The following is a 17,645-nucleotide window of genomic DNA, read 5'->3' on the forward strand; positions in this document are numbered from 1 at the left end:
ATTTCAGTTTACGAACGGGCCTCGTCAAGCGCCATGTTGAGGCGCAGCACATTCACCACAGGTTCGCCGAGAAAACCGATCTGGCGACTTTCGATCTGCCGGTCGACAAGGGCACGCACCGCAGCCTCGTCCATTGCCCGCGCCTTAGCCACGCGCGGCACCTGGAAATAGGCGGCATCCGGCGAGATATGCGGGTCGAGACCACTGCCCGAGGCCGTCACGAGGTCGATCGGCACCTTGGCGCCCGGATTCGCCGCCTTCGCCGCCTCGTAGTCCGTCTTCACCCGGTCGATCAGCTTCTGTCTGGTCGGGCCGAGGTTGGAACCGGACGAGCCGGCGGCGTTGTAGCCGTCGCCCGCCGCCGAGGGGCGGCCATGGAAAAGTTGCTCACCGGCGAAGGCCTGGCCGATGAGGGCCGAACCGACGACCTGGCCATCCTTCTCGATCAGGCTGCCATTCGCCTGGGCGGGGAAGACGGCCTGCGCGATGCCGGTCATCGCGGCGGGATAGAGAAGGCCGGTGATGGCCGTGGTGGCCACGATCATGACGATGGCCGGACGGAGTTGCTTGAACATGGTTTTGCTCCTTAGACGAGACCGAGGGCCGTGATGGCCACATCGATCGCCTTGATGCCGATGAAGGGCACGACGATGCCGCCGAGGCCGTAGATCAGGAGGTTGCGGGAGAGCAGCGCACCGGCGCCGACGGCGCGGTACTTGACGCCCTTCAGCGACAGCGGGATCAGCGCAATGATGATCAGCGCGTTGAAGATGATCGCCGACAGGATGGCGGACTGCGGGTTCGTGAGGCCCATGATGTTCAGCACGCCGAGCTGCGGATAGAAGGCGAGGAACATGGCCGGGATGATCGCGAAATATTTCGCGATGTCGTTGGCAATCGAGAAGGTCGTCAGCGCGCCACGGGTCATCAGAAGCTGCTTGCCGATCTCGACGATCTCGATGAGCTTGGTCGGATCGCTGTCGAGATCGACCATGTTGCCGGCCTCGCGGGCGGCGACCGTGCCGGTGTTCATGGCGACGCCGACATCTGCCTGGGCAAGGGCCGGTGCATCATTGGTGCCGTCGCCGCACATGGCGACCAGCTTGCCCTTGGCCTGTTCCTCGCGAATGAGCTGGAGCTTGTTTTCTGGTGTCGCCTGGGCGAGGAAATCGTCGACGCCCGCCTCCGCGGCGATTGCCGCCGCCGTCATCGGGTTGTCGCCGGTGATCATCACGGTGCGGATACCCATGCGGCGCAGTTCCGCGAAGCGTTCGCGAATGCCACCCTTGACGATATCCTTCAGCTGGATGACGCCGAGCAGCTTGCCGTCGCGCGCAACCGCGAGCGGCGTACCGCCAGCCTTGGCGATCTCGTCGGCAGAAGCCTGGAGTTCGCGCACCACATCCGACTGTGCAACGCCGGCAGCGGAGGCGAGCACCGCATCGACCGCGCCCTTGCGGATCTGCGAGCCTTCGAGATCGACGCCGCTCATGCGGGTCTGTGCGGTGAAAGGCACGAAGGACGTCTTGAGGCTCGCCATGTCACGGCCACGGATGTCGTACTTCTCCTTGGCGAGCACGACGATCGAGCGGCCTTCCGGCGTCTCGTCGGCAAGCGAGGCGAGCTGGGCGGCATCGGCAAGTTCCTGCTCGGTCACACCGCGCACCGGCTTGAAGGCCGTCGCCTGACGGTTGCCGAGCGTGATGGTGCCGGTTTTGTCGAGCAGCAGCGTATCGACGTCGCCGGCGGCTTCCACCGCACGGCCGGACATGGCGAGCACGTTGAAGCGCACGAGGCGATCCATGCCGGCGATGCCGATCGCCGAAAGCAGCGCGCCGATGGTCGTCGGGATCAGCGTTACGAAGAGCGCGACGAGAACGATGACCGGGATCGAGCCGCCGGCATAGGCAGCAAAGCTCGGAATGGTGGCGGTCGCGAGCACGAAGATCAGCGTCATGCCGGCAAGCAGGATGTTGAGCGCGATCTCGTTCGGCGTCTTCTGGCGTTCCGCGCCTTCGACAAGCGAGATCATGCGGTCAAGGAAGGTGGAACCGGCAGCAGCCGTGATGCGCACCCGGACCCAGTCGGACAGGACCTGCGTGCCGCCGGTGACGGCCGAGCGGTCACCGCCGGATTCACGAATGACGGGGGCGGATTCACCGGTGATCGCCGCCTCGTTGACCGAGGCTACGCCTTCGATGACCTCGCCGTCGGACGGGATGATGTCGCCCGCCTCGACGAGCACGACGTCGCCGACCTTGAGGCTGGTGCCCGGCACCATCCTGTAATCGGTGGTGCTGCCATTGGTGAGCAGCTTGGCCTGGGTTTCGCTGCGCGCCTTGCGCAGTGAATCGGCCTGTGCCTTGCCACGGCCTTCGGCAACGCCTTCGGCGAAGTTGGCGAAGAGCACGGTGAACCAGAGCCAGAGGTTGATCTGGAAGGAGAAACCGAGATTACCGCCACCGGTAACAACATCGCGCAGGAAGAGGACGGTGGTGAGGACCGAGACGGTCGCCACGACGAACATGACCGGATTGCGGGCAAGCGTGCGCGGATTGAGCTTGGTGAACGCAGCGCCGATCGCCGGGATGAGAATGCGAGAATCCAGGACGCTCGCGGATTTTGCCTGGCTCATAAGAGACTCCAGCTTTGAAACAAAAGGCGGAACCGGAAACCGGTCAACCGCGAAGGAATTCGATGATGCAGACGATGGCGAAGAGGACGCCCAACATCACCAGGATAGCGTTGGACGCACACCATCGGCTGCTTTCTCCACCCCGGCGAACCGGGGTGGAGGCGGAAGGTCTTGTCACGCGAGACATCGTGGCCGCTCCTCAGAAGGTCTGCCCGGCCAGCATGGCCAGGTGTTCGACGACCGGGCCGAGCGCGAGCGCCGGGAAGAAGGTGAGACCGCCTACGATAAGGATCGTGCCGACGAGCAGGCCGACGAAGAGCGGACCGTCCGTCGGGAAGGTGCCGGCCGAGGCGGGAACCGTCTTCTTGGCGATCAGCGAACCGGCAATCGCCAACGCCGGCAGGATCACCAGGAAACGCCCCATCAGCATGCCGAGGCCGAGGGTGACATTGTACCAGGGCGTGTTGCCGGTCAGGCCGCCGAAGGCCGAGCCATTGTTGGCGGCAGCCGACGTATAGGCGTAGAGGATCTCGGAGAAGCCGTGCGGGCCAGCCGTACCGATCGAGGCGACCGCCGAGGGCATGACGCTCGAGATGGCCGTGAAGACCAGCATGGCGAGCGGCAGGCACAGGATGGCAAGCACGGCCATCTTCATCTCCTTCGCCTCGATCTTCTTGCCGAGATATTCCGGCGTGCGGCCGACCATCAGGCCTGCCACGAAGACGGCGACGATGATGAAGAGCACGATGCCGTAGAAGCCCGCGCCGACGCCGCCGACGATGACCTCGCCGAGCTGCATATTGATCAGCGGGATGAGGCCACCGAGCGCCGTGAAGCTACCATGCATGGCATTGACCGCACCGCACGAGGCGGCCGTCGTGATCACCGCGAAGAGCGACGACAGGACGATGCCGAAGCGGACTTCCTTGCCCTCCATATTGCCGCCTTCGAGGCCGAAGGCATGCATCAGCGGGTTTCCGGAGGCTTCCGCCCAGTAGGTGACGGCGACACCCGCGACGAACAGCACGCCCATGGCGGCGAGGATCGCCCAGCCCTGGCGCTGATTGCCGACCATGCGGCCGAAGACATTGGTGAAGGCCGCACCGATCGCGAAGATCGAGACCATCTGGAGCATGTTCGAGATAGCACCGGGGTTTTCGAACGGATGCGCCGAGTTGGCATTGAAGAAGCCGCCGCCGTTGGTGCCGAGCATCTTGATGGCGAGCTGCGAGGCGACCGGACCGAGCGCGATGGTCTGCTGCGCCCCTTCCAGTGTCGTTGCCGTCACATAGGGGCCAAAGGTCTGCGGCACGCCGAGCGCGACATAGGCGAGGGTCAGAACGATGCAGATCGGCAGCAATATGTAGAGCGTGGCGCGGGTCATATCGACCCAGAAATTGCCGAGCGCCTTGCCAGACGCGCGCGAGAAGGCGCGGATCAGGGCAACGGCGATCGCCATGCCGGTGGCGGCGGACACGAAGTTCTGCACGCTCAGCCCCGCCATCTGGGTGAGATACGACATGGTGCTTTCACCACCGTAGTTCTGCCAGTTGGTATTGGTGACGAAGCTGACGGCGGTGTTGAAGGACAGTTCCGGCGCGACCGCGGCCATGCCGGCAGGGTTGAGTGGCAGCATGCCCTGCATGCGCTGCAATCCATAAAGCAGCAGCAGGCCGGCAAGGTTGAACGCGAGCATGGCGAAGGCGTAGCTCGTCCAGCGCTGCTCTTCGCGCTCACTGGTGCCGGCCAGAGCATAAAGCCCGCGTTCGATCGGAACGAGGACGGGAGAAAGAAATGTACGTTCCCCGGCAAAGACGCGCGTCATATAGGCGCCAAGCGGTTTGACGAGGGCAAGGACGATCCCGCAGAAGAGCAGGATCTGTAGCCATCCGTTGAGGGTCATGGGAGGAAACTTTCAATATCCGGCAGCGTCGTCAGAAGCGTTCTGGCCGAATGAGAGCGTAGGTCAGGTAAATGGTGAGAAAGACGGTGACGGCACCGCTAAAGACATAGTCGAACAACATCGTCTGCTCTCCTCACAGCCCGTCGCAGGCTTGCGTGTAGGCAAAGCAGAGGGCGAAGAAGACGACCGCTGTGCCGATAAGAATGACGTCGATCATCATTCGGACTCCTTTGGTTTGGGCGGAGCAAGACAAGCCAAAGGGCGCCACCCGGGAGAGCGGCACCGAAAGACTTTCTGGCGTGGAGAGCATCCTTCGATCTCTCACGCTCCGATATGGAGCCAAACCGGATAGGCATTCGAGAGCAGCCGGGCGGCGAAAAAATAGGAATCCTATAGGAATTTCGGCGAACGCCGGTCAGATGCAAGCCGGCCGGCTGGCGGCCTATTGCAGCGTCGACATCAGCGCGGGGACATGCTGCTCGAAATATTTCGAGAAGGCGGCGATGCGCGGCGGAAGGGCCTGATAGGGTGGATAATAAAGCGTGAGCCACAGATCTGGCGGCGACCAGCGTGGCAGGACATGCGCCAGCCGGCCGGCACGCAGGTGCCCCGCGACATGAAAACGCGGCAGCAGCGCGACACCGGCACCTTCGGCCGCCATATCGGCAAGCACGTCGCCATTGTTGGCGCTGAAGGCACGGCCGGCGGAAATCTCCACGCTCGCGCTGCCGTCCGAGAGCATCCACGTTTCGCGCCGGCTCTCGCCGTTATAGGCAAGGCATTCTTCCGGCGTCAGTTCGCCGGGATGCTCCATCGCCGGAAACCGGCTGTCGGGCGCGGCGACAAGCACACGCGGGATCACGCAGACCTTCCGCCAGATCGTGAACTTGTCGGACGGTGCGGTGGAGATGCGGATGGCGAGGTCGAAATCCTGATCGAGGATGTTGACGAAACCGTCCGCCAGCGAGATTTCAAAATTGATCTTCGGATAGAGGTTTCGGAAGCCGGACAGGATCGGCGGCAGCACGGCCTTGCCGAACCAGGTCGGCGCGCTGATGCGAAGCCGCCCCTGATCGGCCTTATGCGCATCCATCATATCCTTGCGCGCCGTATCCAGTGCCTGGATCGCCGGCTGAATCTGCGCGGCAAAGATCGCGCCGTCGGTTGTCAACGACACCTGCCGCGTCGTGCGCACGAAGAGCTGCACGCCAAGCTCGCCTTCCAGCGCGGCAATGGCCCGGGTAATGGCGGCGGGCGCCATGTTGAGCTCGCGCGCCACCTGGGCAAAGTTTCGTTTCTCCGCAGCAAGCAGGAAAATGCGCAGGGCCTTGTAGTCGTTCATCTCGATTATTTCTCTAATCGCAATTCAATCGGAATTATTATTACAATTCTTCGACGCAATCAACACCGCTACACCTATCTCCATCGACACGAGCTTACCGCAGAAACCGGCGAAGACGAGGGCAACCCCCTCCTTCCCACCAGCCCAGAGAGAGGAGACAAGCCATGTCCAACAAGAAACTCGAAGTCCTGACCCCGGAAAACAGCCAGATCATCTTCATCGACCAGCAGCCGCAGATGGCCTTCGGCGTACAGTCGATCGACCGCCAGACGCTGAAGAACAACGTCGTGGGCCTCGCCAAAGCCGCCAAGATCTTCAACATTCCCGCGACGATCACCACCGTCGAAACCAGCTCCTTCTCCGGCCACACCTATCCCGAACTGCTCGCCGTCTTCCCGGAAAACGATATTCTCGAGCGCACCTCGATGAACTCCTGGGACGACCAAAATGTCCGCGACGCACTGGCCAAGAATGCCGCGAACGGTCGCAAGAAGATTGTCGTTTCCGGCCTCTGGACGGAGGTCTGCAACACGACCTTCGCGCTCTCGGCTATGCATGACACCGACTACGAAATCTACATGGTCGCCGATGCCTCCGGCGGCACCTCCGTCGACGCACACAAATATGCCATGGATCGCATGGTGCAGGCCGGCGTCGTGCCGGTGACCTGGCAGCAGGTACTGCTCGAATGGCAGCGCGACTGGGCCCGCAAGGAAACCTATGATGCCGTGACTGCCCTTGTGAAGGAACATTCCGGCGCCTACGGCATGGGCATCGACTACGCCGTCACCATGGTCCACAACGGCGAGGAACGCGTCCACCACGGCAAGCGGATCGGCCCCAACCCGGCAAAGTGACCCCTCCCCTTTCCCGACAACATGCCGGCTCCGAAAGGGGCCGGTTTTTTATGAGAGGGGCTCGCTCTCGTCATCAAGACTGCGGGACAAATCGTGCATGTCGTCGAACGCTACGACATTCAAGGCCACGGAGCGCCCGCGCACGTCAATCCTGCGCTTGCCCTTTGCCGACAGATCGAGACCTGCCCGCAAGGCAGTCCGTTCAGAGGCGACCAGATAGGCGTCGAGCTCCTTCGCCACGCCCTCCAACCTGCTGGCAATGTTGACTGTATCGCCGATCGCCGTGATGCCGATTGCCGATCCGTAGCCGATGGCCCCCACGACCGCAGGGCCGACATGAATGCCGATTGCCAATCGGAGCGGCGCCCTCAATTCGTCGGCAAGCTCTTGATTGAGCTCACGGATACCTTCGCCGATCGCAACGGCTGCGGCAAACGCACCGCGACACGGATCAAGCGCACTGGGCGTGACGCCAAACAATGCCATGACCCCATCGCCGACGAACTTGTCCAGCGTGCCGCCTTCCGCCTCCACGGCGCGCCCAACCACGGCAAAATAGCGGTTGAGCAGAAAGACGACGTCAAAGGGTAACCGGGCCTCGACCAGTTTGGTAAAGCCGCGGATGTCGCAGAACAGGACCACGACCTCCTGCTCCCTGCCCGGCGCGACACTCAAGCGTGGCACCACCTCCGCGGCAGTGACAGCGGTCGACAACAGCGGAATGACGGTGAGATCGTTCATCGCGCGCAATTGGCAGGCCAACCTGACATTCTTGCCGGCGTTGATCCTGGCCAGCGTCTTCCGCTCGGTCTCCGTTGGCGGCGGCAGGCGATCCAACCCCTCGATGACGCGGACACGGCACGTCGAACAGCGCCCCTTGCCGCCACATGTGGAATTATGGGGGATGCCGTAGCGGCGGCTCGCTTCGAGGACGCTGAAGCCGCGTGGCACCCGGACTGTCTGTCCCGCACCATAGCGGATTTCTACCATGTTCCGGCGCAGGCGCAGATAGCGAAGGAAACGAAGAACAAAAAGGCCGCCGACCAATGTCGCGAATATCGAATAGGCGGCCGTGCGCACCGTATCGATCAGCGCTGTGCCATCGCCGTCGGCCGGCATTGCCGTCACGGAAGCATCCAGGCCGCCCTTCTCGGCAAGCCGTGCGATCGTCTGGCCCGCATCGATGAACCCCAGCAAGGCCAGAGAAGGAAGCAGCACGGCCGCGGCAAGAAAAACGGGCTGGTATCGCGCGAACCACGACCTCTGCCGCAGCCAGAAATACAGCCCGAGGCAGCCGTGCGACCAGGCGATGACAAGCACGAGGGCCTGCTTCACGCCGCCGACGGGAGAGACGACCCACAGATTGTAGATCACGCGGGCGTAGCTATCCCTGATGCCCGCGACTTCGTGGAGCACCCTGGTGCCCAGAACATGGTCGATCAGCAGGAACGGCAGCAGCAAACCGAAGGCGAGCTGGGCAAACTCACCCACCGGCATGCGCCACGCGCGGCGCGAATAGATGGCGCGCAGCGCCAGCGCAAAGTGAACAACGAAAGCGCCATAGAGGGCAAAGGTGCCCGGCATGCTTCGCCAGATCGTGAGAAAGACACCACGGCCGGCCTCCATGGCGCCGAGGGAAACCAGCCCAAGCGCGTGGTTCGCAAGATGGGTCGCAACGAACGAGAAGAGCACGAGCCCCGACGCCAACCGAACCTGTCGCGTCGAAAAGGAAGAACTGATGATGTTCGGCCTCCTGCAGTCGCGCCTCTCATCGCGCGGCCCCATCTTGCGGGATCGGAATCGCGGTACGCTACCGGATAAACATGATTTGACCGGGCAGCGTCAATCCATGGCGGCTTGTAGAGCGATCGACCCACGACGTCGTGAACCGGTCAGGGTCGATAGCCCCGACCGGTTCATGACACAGGTTAAGCCTATGCAACCTCGGCGGCTGCGGCCAAGGGACCGGCCACCTCACTTCTCCGGCTTATTTGGTGGTGTAGCCGCCATTGACCAGGATGGTCTGCCCGGTCATCCACCAACCGTCCGAAACGAGGAAGCGGATATAGGGCACGATGTCCTCGATGTCGGTCAGGCCGGTCTTGGAGAAGCCGGACAATGCGGCCGCCGTCTTGTGGTAGGCGACCGCGTCGGCCCCTTCGGCCGGATAGAAGAAGGGCGTATCCATAGGGCCGGGGCCAATCGCCGTCACCGAGATGCCGCGCTCGCCGAACTCCTTGGATGCCGCGCGCGTAAAATGTTCGACCGGCGCCTTGGTTCCGGCATAGCTGGAGTAGAACGGCGTATAGGCGCCAAGCAGCGATGTGACGAGCGTGCAGATCTTGCCGTTGTCGTTCAGCGTCTTGCCGGCCTCCTTGAGGAAGAAGAAGGCCGTCTTCGCGTTGACCGCGCTCATCGCGTCATATTCGGCCTCGGAAATCTCGACGATCGGTTTCTTCAGCACCCTGCCGAGGGTGTTGATGGCGATGTCAGGACGCCCAAGGGTGGCCACGACATCGGCGAAAAGTTTTTCGACGGCACCGGCCGTCGTCAGATCAGCCTGGAAAGCGACCGCTTCGGCACCCGCCGCTTTGACCGCTGCAACCGTCGCATCGGCATCCGCCTTCGTGGCGGCGCTGTTGTAGTGGATGGCGACGGCCTTGGCGCCGTGAGCGGCGAAGTCGCGGGCGATCAAGCCGCCGAGGTTTTTTGCGCCGCCGGCAATGATGACGGTCTTACCCTTGATGGTATGGTCAGTCATGGTGTGGGTCTCCTTGAGCAATACTTCGGCCGGGCATGGTGCCCGCCTGACGCCAGAGCAAACTTATCGGCTGCAATGTTGCAATAAAGCCGGACAGTCTGACATCATATGTCAGGATCAACGAACAATGGCGGGGACCGCTTGGACCGCATTGACCTCTTCCGCATCTTCACCCGCGTCGTCGAAAGCGCGAGCTTCACCCGGGCGGCGGATACGCTCGGCCTTCCCCGTTCGTCGGTCTCGGCGGCGATAGCAACCCTGGAAGGTCGGCTTGGCGCCCGCCTGCTGCATCGCACGACCCGGCGGGTGTCCCCCACCCAGGATGGTGTGGCCTTCTATCAGCGCTGCCTGCACCTGATCGCCGCCGTCGAGGAGGCGGAAGGCCTGTTCGGCGACAACAGCGCCGCCCCCGCCGGCCGGCTGCGCATCGACGTGCCGGGACGGATCGGCCGGCTCATCATCGCGCCCGCACTGCCGGATTTCCTCGACCGCTTCCCGGCGATCGACATCGATCTCGGCGTGACGGACCGGGCGGTCAATCTGGTGGAGGACAGCGTCGATTGTGTGCTGCGCGTCGGCCCGCTGACCGATTCCGGGCTGATTGCCCGTTCGATCGGGCATCTGCCGCTGATCAATGTCGCCAGCGCGGGCTACATCGCTCGGCACGGCGCGCCGCAAACACCGGACGATCTTGGCGCGCATTGGGCGGTCAACTACGCCTCGCCGTCCACCGGCCGGGTTGAGCCTTGGGAATGGCTGGAGGACGGCGTGCTGCGCACCCTACCGATGCGCGGACGCGTCACGGCCAACAGCGCCGAAGCCTATATTGCCTGCTGCCTCGCCGGTCTCGGCCTGATCCAGATCCCCGCCTATGACGTCCGCCAGCATCTCGATGCGGGCGACCTCGTCGAGGTCATGCCGCAGCACCGCGCCGAACCGCTGCCGATGACGCTGCTCTACCCGCACCGCCAGCATCTTTCCCGCCGCCTGCAGGTCTTCGCCGATTGGCTGGAACGCCTGCTCAAACAAGTCGTTCTGCCCCAACAGTCGGCTGTCGGATGATGGGTCGCATTCTTCTTCGCCAGCCGAAAACGCCTTCGTTTCCTCGTGGTCTGCCTCTATCGTCTCGAAAACCACCCATCGACTGAAGGACTGATTCGAAAATGGACGTCGTCTTCTCTCCAGAGCTCTCGGTTTGCGGGATCGAGGAACTGCCGGGCCAGCAGGCCCGCAACGTGACCCATGTGCTGTCGATTATCGACCCGGAATACCCGGAGCTGGACGTGTTCCAGACCTATGGCCAGCACCATCGGACCACGCTGCGCTTTCACGATATCATTGCCGCAGCACCGGATCGGACCATGCCGCATCCCGACCATGTGGAAGCGATCTTGAAGTTCGGCTCGGACTTCCACGGGCGGCAGGAGGCGAGCCATCTACTCGTGCATTGCCATATGGGCATTTCGCGCTCGACAGCCGCCACGCTGACCTTGATGGCGCAGGCCAATCCGGACGAACCGGGCGAGGCCTTATTCACCCGTCTTGCCGCCATTCGTCCGCAGGCCTGGCCGAACTCGCAGATGGTCGGCTTCGCCGACGAGCAACTTGGCCGCAAGGGTGATCTCACGGCGGCACTCGGCCGCCACTACGGCCGCCAGATCAGGAACCGTCCTCAGTTCACCGAATGGATGACGACCCTGGGCCGCAAGGCCGAACTCGATATGGCGATTTTCGAGAGCGCCTAGTTCTCGAACAGCACGAACGCGGCCCAGACCAGCGGATCCCTTGCCGTCGGGATCCGCCCCTCGATGGCATCGCGCCGTGTGCTGCGCAATGCGGCAGCATAGGTCTGGCCGGCCTTCAGGTGCTCGTAGAAACGCACCATGAAATCCGCTGTCCCGTCGTCGGCGACAGGCCAGAGCGTCAGGAGGGAGCGCTTTGCACCGGCAAGACCCGCGGCGGTCGGCAGGCCCCGCACGCCGCCGACGAAGGCCTCGTCGCCACGGCCCGTCTCACAGGCGGACAACACCAGCAGGTCGAGGCCGGAAAGATCCCAGCCCATCAATTCAAAGGCATAGAGCCGCCCGTCCTTCTCGTCGCGGCGCATGGCGCGACTGTCACCGGACTGTGCCAGGATGACCTCGCTCTGCCAGAGCGTATCGACATTGCTGGCCCCGCCGTTCTTCGGGCTGCCATAGGCCCCGTGCGTGGCGAGATGCGCAATGGCAGCACCTGTCATGCGCTCGTGCAGTGTCGTTTCGCCGACATCCGCACCCGTGAGGGTTTCGATTTTCATACCGGGACGGGACAGGACCTTGCCGATGGCTTCCACCTCGCGCAGCGTGCCCGGCAGGGGCATGGCACCGCTCTCCTCTCCCCTCGCATAGTCGATGCCACCCGCCAGCACGACCCGGCCCTCTGCGGGCAGCGCGCCATCGGCGACGGCCCGGTAGAGCGCCTCCGGTTCGGTCAGGAGCCGCAGGGTGAAGCGCTCTTCGAGCAATGTGCCGCCAGCATCCTCCAGCAGCGAAAAGGGCAAGGCGAACAATCTCCCATCCGGCACGATAAACAGCGTCTTCGCGTTTGAGATTTCCCGTTCGAGCGGCGCGACCAACCGGTCATGCAGGCGGGTGAAGGCGCGTTTGCTCGCGTCTATGCGCAATCCTCTGCTGTCATCTCCACTGAGGCCCCGCGTCTGAAGGGCCGCGACAATCTCCTCGTCGTTCGACAGCAGTTCCCGTGGATCGCCGAGCGCTTTCAAAACCGGTGCAACACCTTTTCGCCAGACGATGGCATAGAGCCTGGTATCCGCTATCGGATCGGCGCTTTCCCTGTCCGCCCGCCACTTGCGCGTCGTGAAGTACTGAACAAGCGCCTGGTCTTGTCCGAGCAGATCCGCCGGCGTCGGCAGCGGCTGGTTCAGCACCGTTTCGCGATCGAGGTGGTAGCGCGCGACGATCCGGTCGTTGAGCTGCTGCTCAAGCGTCTTGGTTTCCGCCAGATATTCATAGGCGAGGTCCTGCTCGACATCGGCCGCGAACGTCTCGCGGGCAATGCGCGACAGGCGCGAGATGCGGTCGAGCAGGCGGGCGGTCTCGCGATCCGACGGATCGATCTTGCGGGCGAGCTTCAGGACGTTGTCGGCATCGGCGGTCGCCAGCGACGGCCAGCGCCGCGTCGCATCGGCGAAGGCTGGAACAGCCGTAGGGTTGCGTTCGGCAAAGCGCGCATAGTCGTAGAGCATGCCATCGGCCATGGCGCGTATCGCTTCACCGACCTCCCGCCCGCCGGCGACCGATACCTGGAGATGGACCCAGCCGAGCATGTCGCGGTCGATGCCGGCAAATTCCTGCGCGGCGGTCGCTTTGTCCGTTGTGGCTTTGGCATTCGCAATGGCAATGCGCCCGGCAAAGGCGAGCGGATGGGCCATGCCCATCTCACCACCGGCAATGCTGTAGGCCTGCTGCAAGTGCTTGATTTGCTGTGCCGTATTGCCTTCCTTCGCAAAATGACTGGCAAGCAGATCGGCCGCCTTCATGCTCAATATGGCGGGGTAGTTGGAATCAGTGATGAGCGCATCCATGCGGCTGACGGCGGCCGCATCCATCGGAGCGGCACCCGACAGGAGGTCGGTATAGGCGAGCCAAGCCTCCATGCCGGCAATCGTCACCGGATCGCCGAGCGCCCTGGAAATATCGAGGCAAAGCGCGAAATAGCGGCGTGCTTCATCATAGTCGCCGAGATCGAGATAGTTCTGCGCGGTGTTGTTGGCGCTCACCAGCGTGTTGAAGTGGTTCTGCCCGTAATGGCGGGTCCGGTTCTCCAGCACCTTGAGATCATAGTCGAGTGCGCGCGATGGCGACCCGAGGCCGCGCAGCATGTCGGCCAGATTGTTGGCGATGCGCCAGGTAACGGTATCGTCGTCACCGAGCGACTTCTGGGCGATCTCGTAATTGCGCCATTCAAGATCGATCGCGGTGCCGTATTGCCCGACATCGGACAGGGCCGTCGCCAGCTTGTCCGTGGCATGGATCAGTTCTGGCGACTCGTGGCCGTAGAAGCGGGCATAGAGATTGGTCGCCATCGAATAGAGCGGCACGAAATGTTGCTGGGCATCCGGCACCGCGGAGCGGAACTCCGCATAGGCGAGGTAAAAATCGGCCAGCTCCTTCGCATCGGCCCGGATCGCCCGTGTCTGCTCGGCCTCGTGGAAGAACGCGGCTGCCTCGTCGTTGAGGACGCTGGCGTGAAGGCTGCGGGCGATCTGCGTGTAGTGCCGCAGTGTCACGCCGTGCAGTTCGGTCTTCTGCGAGGCGGCGAGCGCCACCCGGATCTTCTTCAGGCCATCCTCAAGCCGGCCGTTTTCGAGCAGGCTGTAGGCGGTGCGGACGCGGCCGTCGATGTCCTGCTCGCTGTTCCTGCCATGCGCCTTACGGATCCGCTCCTCATAGAGCTCGCCAAGTGCATCCTGCCGGTCCTTGTCGCCAAGTTTGCCCTTGGCATCCATCAGCAGTTCGAGCAGCAGGTTGGCCCGCGTCTCCTCGACCGGTTCCAGCGTTGCCAGCAGCTCCTGCATTCGGGGATAGTATTCCTTGTCGACGCCAGCAGCATCGCCCGCACGCATGGCGTAGTCGGCGGCCGAAACCGCATAGCTCGCGGCAAGCCAAGCCTCGCCTTGTGCCTTGAACCGCGCGCTTGCCTCCTCCGCTTTGCGGCGGGCGCCCTCCGTATCCCCCTGCTTTGCGAGTGCCTTCATCTCCGCCGAAATCACATCCGATTGCCGGATAGCCTCCTGCGTCGGCGCCTGGGCAAAACCGGGTGCGGTCAGGAAAACGAAAAGAATCGAGAAAGCAGCGAGGCGATGAAAGAGAGAAAACAAAGGCATGAAGACACTTCTTGAGACGTTGAAATAGCCAGCCGGCATGCCCGGACGGAAGCATGCCGCACTAGCTTCGACGGTCAACATAAGACGCTTATTCAAAAATCAAGGTCGGCGGTGCCGGCTTAACGACCGTCGTGACGAGGCACGGGTTGGTCAGTTTCCGTTTCCGCGGCCTGCTGACCCAACCAGGACCAGACGTCCCGCACGTCACCATCATCGAGTCGGTCGGCGCTGGAAAGCGCATACCAGGACCGGCCGGAATCGACAGCGGCGTCAAAGGGCCGGACCAGGGTACCGGCGGCAAGAGCATCTCCAGCCAGAAACAGGCTTGCAAGCACGACGCCCTGGCTGAGTTCCGCCGCGGCAAGGGCCATGTCGCTATCGCTGAAATTCGTGCCCTTCCACACTTTGCCCGCCTCGATGCCGGCATGGGCCAGCCAGTCGGCCCAACCGATCGGGCTTTCCTCATGGATCAAGGGCGCAAGCAGGAGATCGGACGGCTGTCGCAGTGTTGCTGCAAGAGCCGGTTCTGCAACGGGCGAAAGCCGGTCGCGGGCGATGAGAAGACTTTCGCAGCCGGGCGGTGGCTCAGGAGCGTGGATGAGGGCGATATCCACTTCCATCGTCTCGAAATCGACCGTCGCCCCGCCGGTGTCCAGCCAGGGATCACAGGCCGGGGCTGCGACCTTCAGCGCCGGCAGACGCGGCAGGAGCCAACGCCGGGCGAAATCCTGCGGCGCATAGATGACGACGCTGCCGGGCTTGCGATAGGGCTCAAGGCGCCGGTAGCCCTCCTCCATCATGTCGAGGCAGCGCCGCACCGTGCGGTGATAGTCGCGCCCGGCATCCGTCAGCCGCACCTCCCGGCCAACGCGCAGGAACAGCGGCTGCCCGATCTGGCCTTCGAGCAGCCGCATCTGGTGGCTGATGGCCGACTGGGTGAGGCCCACTTCCTCTGCAGCACGGCTGAAGCTTTCAAGGCGGGCAGCGGCCTCGAACCCCTTCAGGAACTGGGTCGGTGGGATGTGGCGGAACGTAACCATTCATGAATTCCATTCATTTCAAGCAGGAATGCTTCTCGTTTGTGCAGCACTTCCATTCGTCCAACAATGAGCTCAGCAAATGGACAGGAGTCAAGAATGGATACGAGAGTATCGCCGCAACCACAGGTGAAGCTGCGCCGGCCGGGTGAATTCGAACCGCATGCCAAGACGTGGATGGCCTGGCCGCACCGCAAGGACCTTTATGGCGACCGCCTGCCTGCCATGCAGCGAGCCTATGCCGATGTCGCGCATGCGATCGCTGGCTTCGAGCCGGTCAACATGGTGGCGCATCCCCAACACGCCGCAGATGCCCGCGCCTATCTTGGTGAAGGGATCGAGGTGGTCGAGATACCGATCGACGATTGCTGGATCCGTGATTCCGGCCCCACCTTCCTGAAACGAGCAGACGGCGGTCTTGCCGGCGTTTCGTGGCGGTTCAACGCCTGGGGCGGCAAACACACGCCTTTCGACGCCGACGATGCACTGGCCGGCCGTGTGCTGGCGCACGAAGGCGCGGAGATCGCTAAGTCGTTCATTCATTGCGAAGGCGGCTCGCTGGCCTGCGACGGCGATGGCACGCTCATCGCCACTGAGACGAGCCTGCTGCATCCCAACCGCAATCCGGGCCTCTCGAAAGCCTGGGTCGAACAGGAACTCCTGCGCATGCTCGGCCTTGAAAAGGTCGTCTGGCTGCCGGGCGATCCGCTGGATCTGGAAACGGACGGCCATGTCGACGGCATGTGCTGCTTCGTGCGCCCGGGCGTCGTGATGTTCGAATACAATCCCGATCCGACCGACCTGCACGGCCGCATCCTCGCCGACAACCTTGCCGCGCTGCGCAGCCAGACGGATGCGCGCGGCCGCAGCTTTGAGGTGATCCCCATCCCGGAAGCCTACGATGTCGAGGCGACCAGCGAGATCTTTGCCCGCTCCTACATCAACTTCGCGCTGACCAATGGCGGCGTGGTGATGCCGACCTTCGGGCGCGCTTCGAGCGAGGAAGCAAAGGCGGCTGTTGCCATCGCCTTCCCGGACCGCCGGATCGTCACCGTGGATGTCGGCGCCGTCGTGCCCGCCGGTGGCGCGATCCACTGCATTACGCAGGAACAGCCCCTGTGAGCGGGCAATACGCTACCCTGTCGCGCCGTCGCTTTGTTCTGGCAACCGCAGGCCTGGCATTGATGCCGGCTGCCCGCAGCCGTGCCGAAGAGGAGAATATCGGGATGATATCCGTTCCCGCCGAAGCCGAACCGCACGAGAGAACATGGATGGCCTGGCCATCAACGCCTCGCTTCTATGGTGGTCCCGGCGCCTATTTCGAAAGCGTTCAGGAAACGCTCGGCCGGCTTGCCGCGGCGATCGCGGAAAACGAGCCCGTTTCCATGGCTGCTCCGGCAGACCAGCACGATCTGGCTGCCCGTCTCTGCGGGCCAAAGGTCCAGCTAGTCGCTATCCCGACCGACGACATGTGGGCGCGCGACAGCGGCCCGGTCTTCGTCCGCAAGACAGACGGCGGCGTCGCCGCCGTCGATTTCGGATTCAACGGCTGGGGCAACAAGCAGGCGCATGCGCGCGACAGCAGGCTTGCCGGAGAGATCGCGGCGTTGGCGGGCGTCGACCTTCATGATGCCGAACTCTGCGGCGAAGGCGGCGGCATCGAATATGACGGCGACGGCACGCTTCTCCTCACCGAAAGCTGCTGGGTGAACGACAATCGCAATCCCGGCATGACGCGTGCCGATATCGAGCAGCGCCTGAAGGCTGTCCTCGGCGTCGAAACCGTCATCTGGGTGCCGGGCGTGCGCGGGCTCGATATCACGGACGGGCATATCGACGGTTCGCTACGCTTCGTGGCGCCGGGCCTCATTGTGGCCAGCAGCTATCCCGGCGACACGTCGGAATGGGCGCACGCCCATGACGAGGCGCTGGCCATCCTCGCGAAGGCGCGTGACGCCCGCTGCCGGAGTTTCGAGATCGTTTCCGTTCCCTCAGCGACCGAGGGTCGTTCGACGAGCGAGGACTTTTTGAGCAGCTACGCGAACTATTATGTCGGCAACGGCGCGCTCTACACGCCGCAATTCGGGGACAGGAAAGCGGATGCGCTGGCGAAGGATGTTCTCGGCCGGCTGCATCCCGGCCGCCGCATCGTCCAGATCGACGTCGACCGCATCTACGAAAACGGCGGCGGTATCCACTGTGTCACACAACAGCAACCCCGATAA

At 63.3% G+C, this 17,645-nt stretch carries 14 protein-coding genes; 5 read left to right on the plus strand and 9 right to left on the minus strand.

The window, feature by feature from the left end; all coding sequences use genetic code 11:
- Positions 1-8: 8 nt before the first annotated feature.
- From kdpC to GR138_RS08635, 5 genes are all read right to left on the minus strand, one after another.
- Entirely contained in the window at positions 9-575 is a 567-nt protein-coding gene (gene kdpC / locus GR138_RS08615; protein ID WP_160858390.1) for a potassium-transporting ATPase subunit KdpC, read from the minus strand.
- A gap of 11 nt (positions 576-586) precedes the next feature.
- Entirely contained in the window at positions 587-2,635 is a 2,049-nt protein-coding gene (kdpB, locus tag GR138_RS08620) for a potassium-transporting ATPase subunit KdpB (RefSeq protein WP_160858392.1), read from the minus strand.
- A 199-nt stretch (positions 2,636-2,834) separates the two neighbouring features.
- On the minus strand, positions 2,835-4,538 hold the full coding sequence (kdpA, locus tag GR138_RS08625) for a potassium-transporting ATPase subunit KdpA (RefSeq protein ID WP_160858394.1): 1,704 nt from the start codon (positions 4,536-4,538) through the stop codon (positions 2,835-2,837).
- A 31-nt stretch (positions 4,539-4,569) separates the two neighbouring features.
- On the minus strand, positions 4,570-4,659 hold the full coding sequence (gene kdpF, locus GR138_RS08630; RefSeq protein WP_069062776.1) for a K(+)-transporting ATPase subunit F: 90 nt from the start codon (positions 4,657-4,659) through the stop codon (positions 4,570-4,572).
- Positions 4,660-4,980: 321 nt separating this feature from the next.
- The gene (locus GR138_RS08635; protein WP_160858396.1) at positions 4,981-5,880 is read right to left on the minus strand and encodes a LysR family transcriptional regulator; all 900 of its coding nucleotides are present in this window, start codon (positions 5,878-5,880) and stop codon (positions 4,981-4,983) included.
- A gap of 164 nt (positions 5,881-6,044) precedes the next feature.
- On the opposite strand from GR138_RS08635, the gene GR138_RS08640 reads away from it, so the two are divergent.
- Positions 6,045-6,737, plus strand: coding sequence for a hydrolase (locus GR138_RS08640; RefSeq protein ID WP_160858398.1), 693 nt, complete (start codon positions 6,045-6,047; stop codon positions 6,735-6,737).
- A gap of 48 nt (positions 6,738-6,785) precedes the next feature.
- Here GR138_RS08640 and GR138_RS08645 read toward each other — a convergent pair whose 3' ends face one another.
- Complete coding sequence (locus GR138_RS08645; RefSeq protein ID WP_160858400.1) at positions 6,786-8,522, minus strand: adenylate/guanylate cyclase domain-containing protein; 1,737 nt, start codon at positions 8,520-8,522, stop codon at positions 6,786-6,788.
- A gap of 202 nt (positions 8,523-8,724) precedes the next feature.
- Positions 8,725-9,498 (minus strand): SDR family oxidoreductase, encoded by a 774-nt coding sequence (locus tag GR138_RS08650; protein ID WP_160858402.1) that lies wholly within the window; start codon positions 9,496-9,498, stop codon positions 8,725-8,727.
- A 141-nt stretch (positions 9,499-9,639) separates the two neighbouring features.
- Here GR138_RS08650 and GR138_RS08655 point away from each other — a divergent pair, with 141 nt between their 5' ends.
- Both GR138_RS08655 and GR138_RS08660 read left to right on the plus strand, forming a co-directional pair.
- Positions 9,640-10,560, plus strand: coding sequence for a LysR family transcriptional regulator (locus tag GR138_RS08655; protein ID WP_160858404.1), 921 nt, complete (start codon positions 9,640-9,642; stop codon positions 10,558-10,560).
- A gap of 101 nt (positions 10,561-10,661) precedes the next feature.
- A complete protein-coding gene (locus GR138_RS08660) occupies positions 10,662-11,243 on the plus strand; it encodes a tyrosine phosphatase family protein (protein WP_160858406.1) in 582 nt (193 codons plus the stop codon).
- Here the strand turns inward: GR138_RS08660 and GR138_RS08665 are convergent.
- Both GR138_RS08665 and GR138_RS08670 read right to left on the minus strand, forming a co-directional pair.
- Positions 11,240-14,383 (minus strand): CHAT domain-containing protein, encoded by a 3,144-nt coding sequence (locus tag GR138_RS08665; RefSeq protein ID WP_160858408.1) that lies wholly within the window; start codon positions 14,381-14,383, stop codon positions 11,240-11,242. The two genes, GR138_RS08660 and GR138_RS08665, sit on opposite strands and share 4 nt — an antisense overlap.
- 119 nt (positions 14,384-14,502) lie before the next feature.
- Complete coding sequence (locus tag GR138_RS08670; RefSeq protein ID WP_160858410.1) at positions 14,503-15,423, minus strand: LysR substrate-binding domain-containing protein; 921 nt, start codon at positions 15,421-15,423, stop codon at positions 14,503-14,505.
- Between the two features lie 96 nt (positions 15,424-15,519).
- Here GR138_RS08670 and GR138_RS08675 point away from each other — a divergent pair, with 96 nt between their 5' ends.
- Positions 15,520-16,542 (plus strand): agmatine deiminase family protein, encoded by a 1,023-nt coding sequence (locus GR138_RS08675; protein ID WP_160858412.1) that lies wholly within the window; start codon positions 15,520-15,522, stop codon positions 16,540-16,542.
- Positions 16,543-16,646: 104 nt separating this feature from the next.
- Complete coding sequence (locus GR138_RS08680) at positions 16,647-17,645, plus strand: agmatine deiminase family protein (protein WP_160858414.1); 999 nt, start codon at positions 16,647-16,649, stop codon at positions 17,643-17,645.

The sequence above is a fragment of the Shinella kummerowiae genome (assembly GCF_009827055.1).
GTDB lineage: Bacteria > Pseudomonadota > Alphaproteobacteria > Rhizobiales > Rhizobiaceae > Shinella > Shinella kummerowiae.

Excerpts from the sequence above, each read along its gene's own strand:
- GR138_RS08650 (WP_160858402.1), bottom strand. The coding sequence starts at position 9,498 with ATGACTGACCATACCATCAAGGGTAAGACCGTCATCATTGCCGGCGGC.
- GR138_RS08670 (WP_160858410.1), bottom strand. The coding sequence starts at position 15,423 with ATGGTTACGTTCCGCCACATCCCACCGACCCAGTTCCTGAAGGGGTTC.
- kdpA (WP_160858394.1), bottom strand. The coding sequence starts at position 4,538 with ATGACCCTCAACGGATGGCTACAGATCCTGCTCTTCTGCGGGATCGTC.
- GR138_RS08660 (WP_160858406.1), top strand. The coding sequence starts at position 10,662 with ATGGACGTCGTCTTCTCTCCAGAGCTCTCGGTTTGCGGGATCGAGGAA.
- GR138_RS08635 (WP_160858396.1), bottom strand. The coding sequence starts at position 5,880 with ATGAACGACTACAAGGCCCTGCGCATTTTCCTGCTTGCTGCGGAGAAA.
- kdpF (WP_069062776.1), bottom strand. The coding sequence starts at position 4,659 with ATGTTGTTCGACTATGTCTTTAGCGGTGCCGTCACCGTCTTTCTCACC.
- GR138_RS08675 (WP_160858412.1), top strand. The coding sequence starts at position 15,520 with ATGGATACGAGAGTATCGCCGCAACCACAGGTGAAGCTGCGCCGGCCG.
- GR138_RS08680 (WP_160858414.1), top strand. The coding sequence starts at position 16,647 with ATGATATCCGTTCCCGCCGAAGCCGAACCGCACGAGAGAACATGGATG.
- kdpB (WP_160858392.1), bottom strand. The coding sequence starts at position 2,635 with ATGAGCCAGGCAAAATCCGCGAGCGTCCTGGATTCTCGCATTCTCATC.
- GR138_RS08645 (WP_160858400.1), bottom strand. The coding sequence starts at position 8,522 with ATGGGGCCGCGCGATGAGAGGCGCGACTGCAGGAGGCCGAACATCATC.
- GR138_RS08640 (WP_160858398.1), top strand. The coding sequence starts at position 6,045 with ATGTCCAACAAGAAACTCGAAGTCCTGACCCCGGAAAACAGCCAGATC.
- GR138_RS08665 (WP_160858408.1), bottom strand. The coding sequence starts at position 14,383 with ATGCCTTTGTTTTCTCTCTTTCATCGCCTCGCTGCTTTCTCGATTCTT.
- kdpC (WP_160858390.1), bottom strand. The coding sequence starts at position 575 with ATGTTCAAGCAACTCCGTCCGGCCATCGTCATGATCGTGGCCACCACG.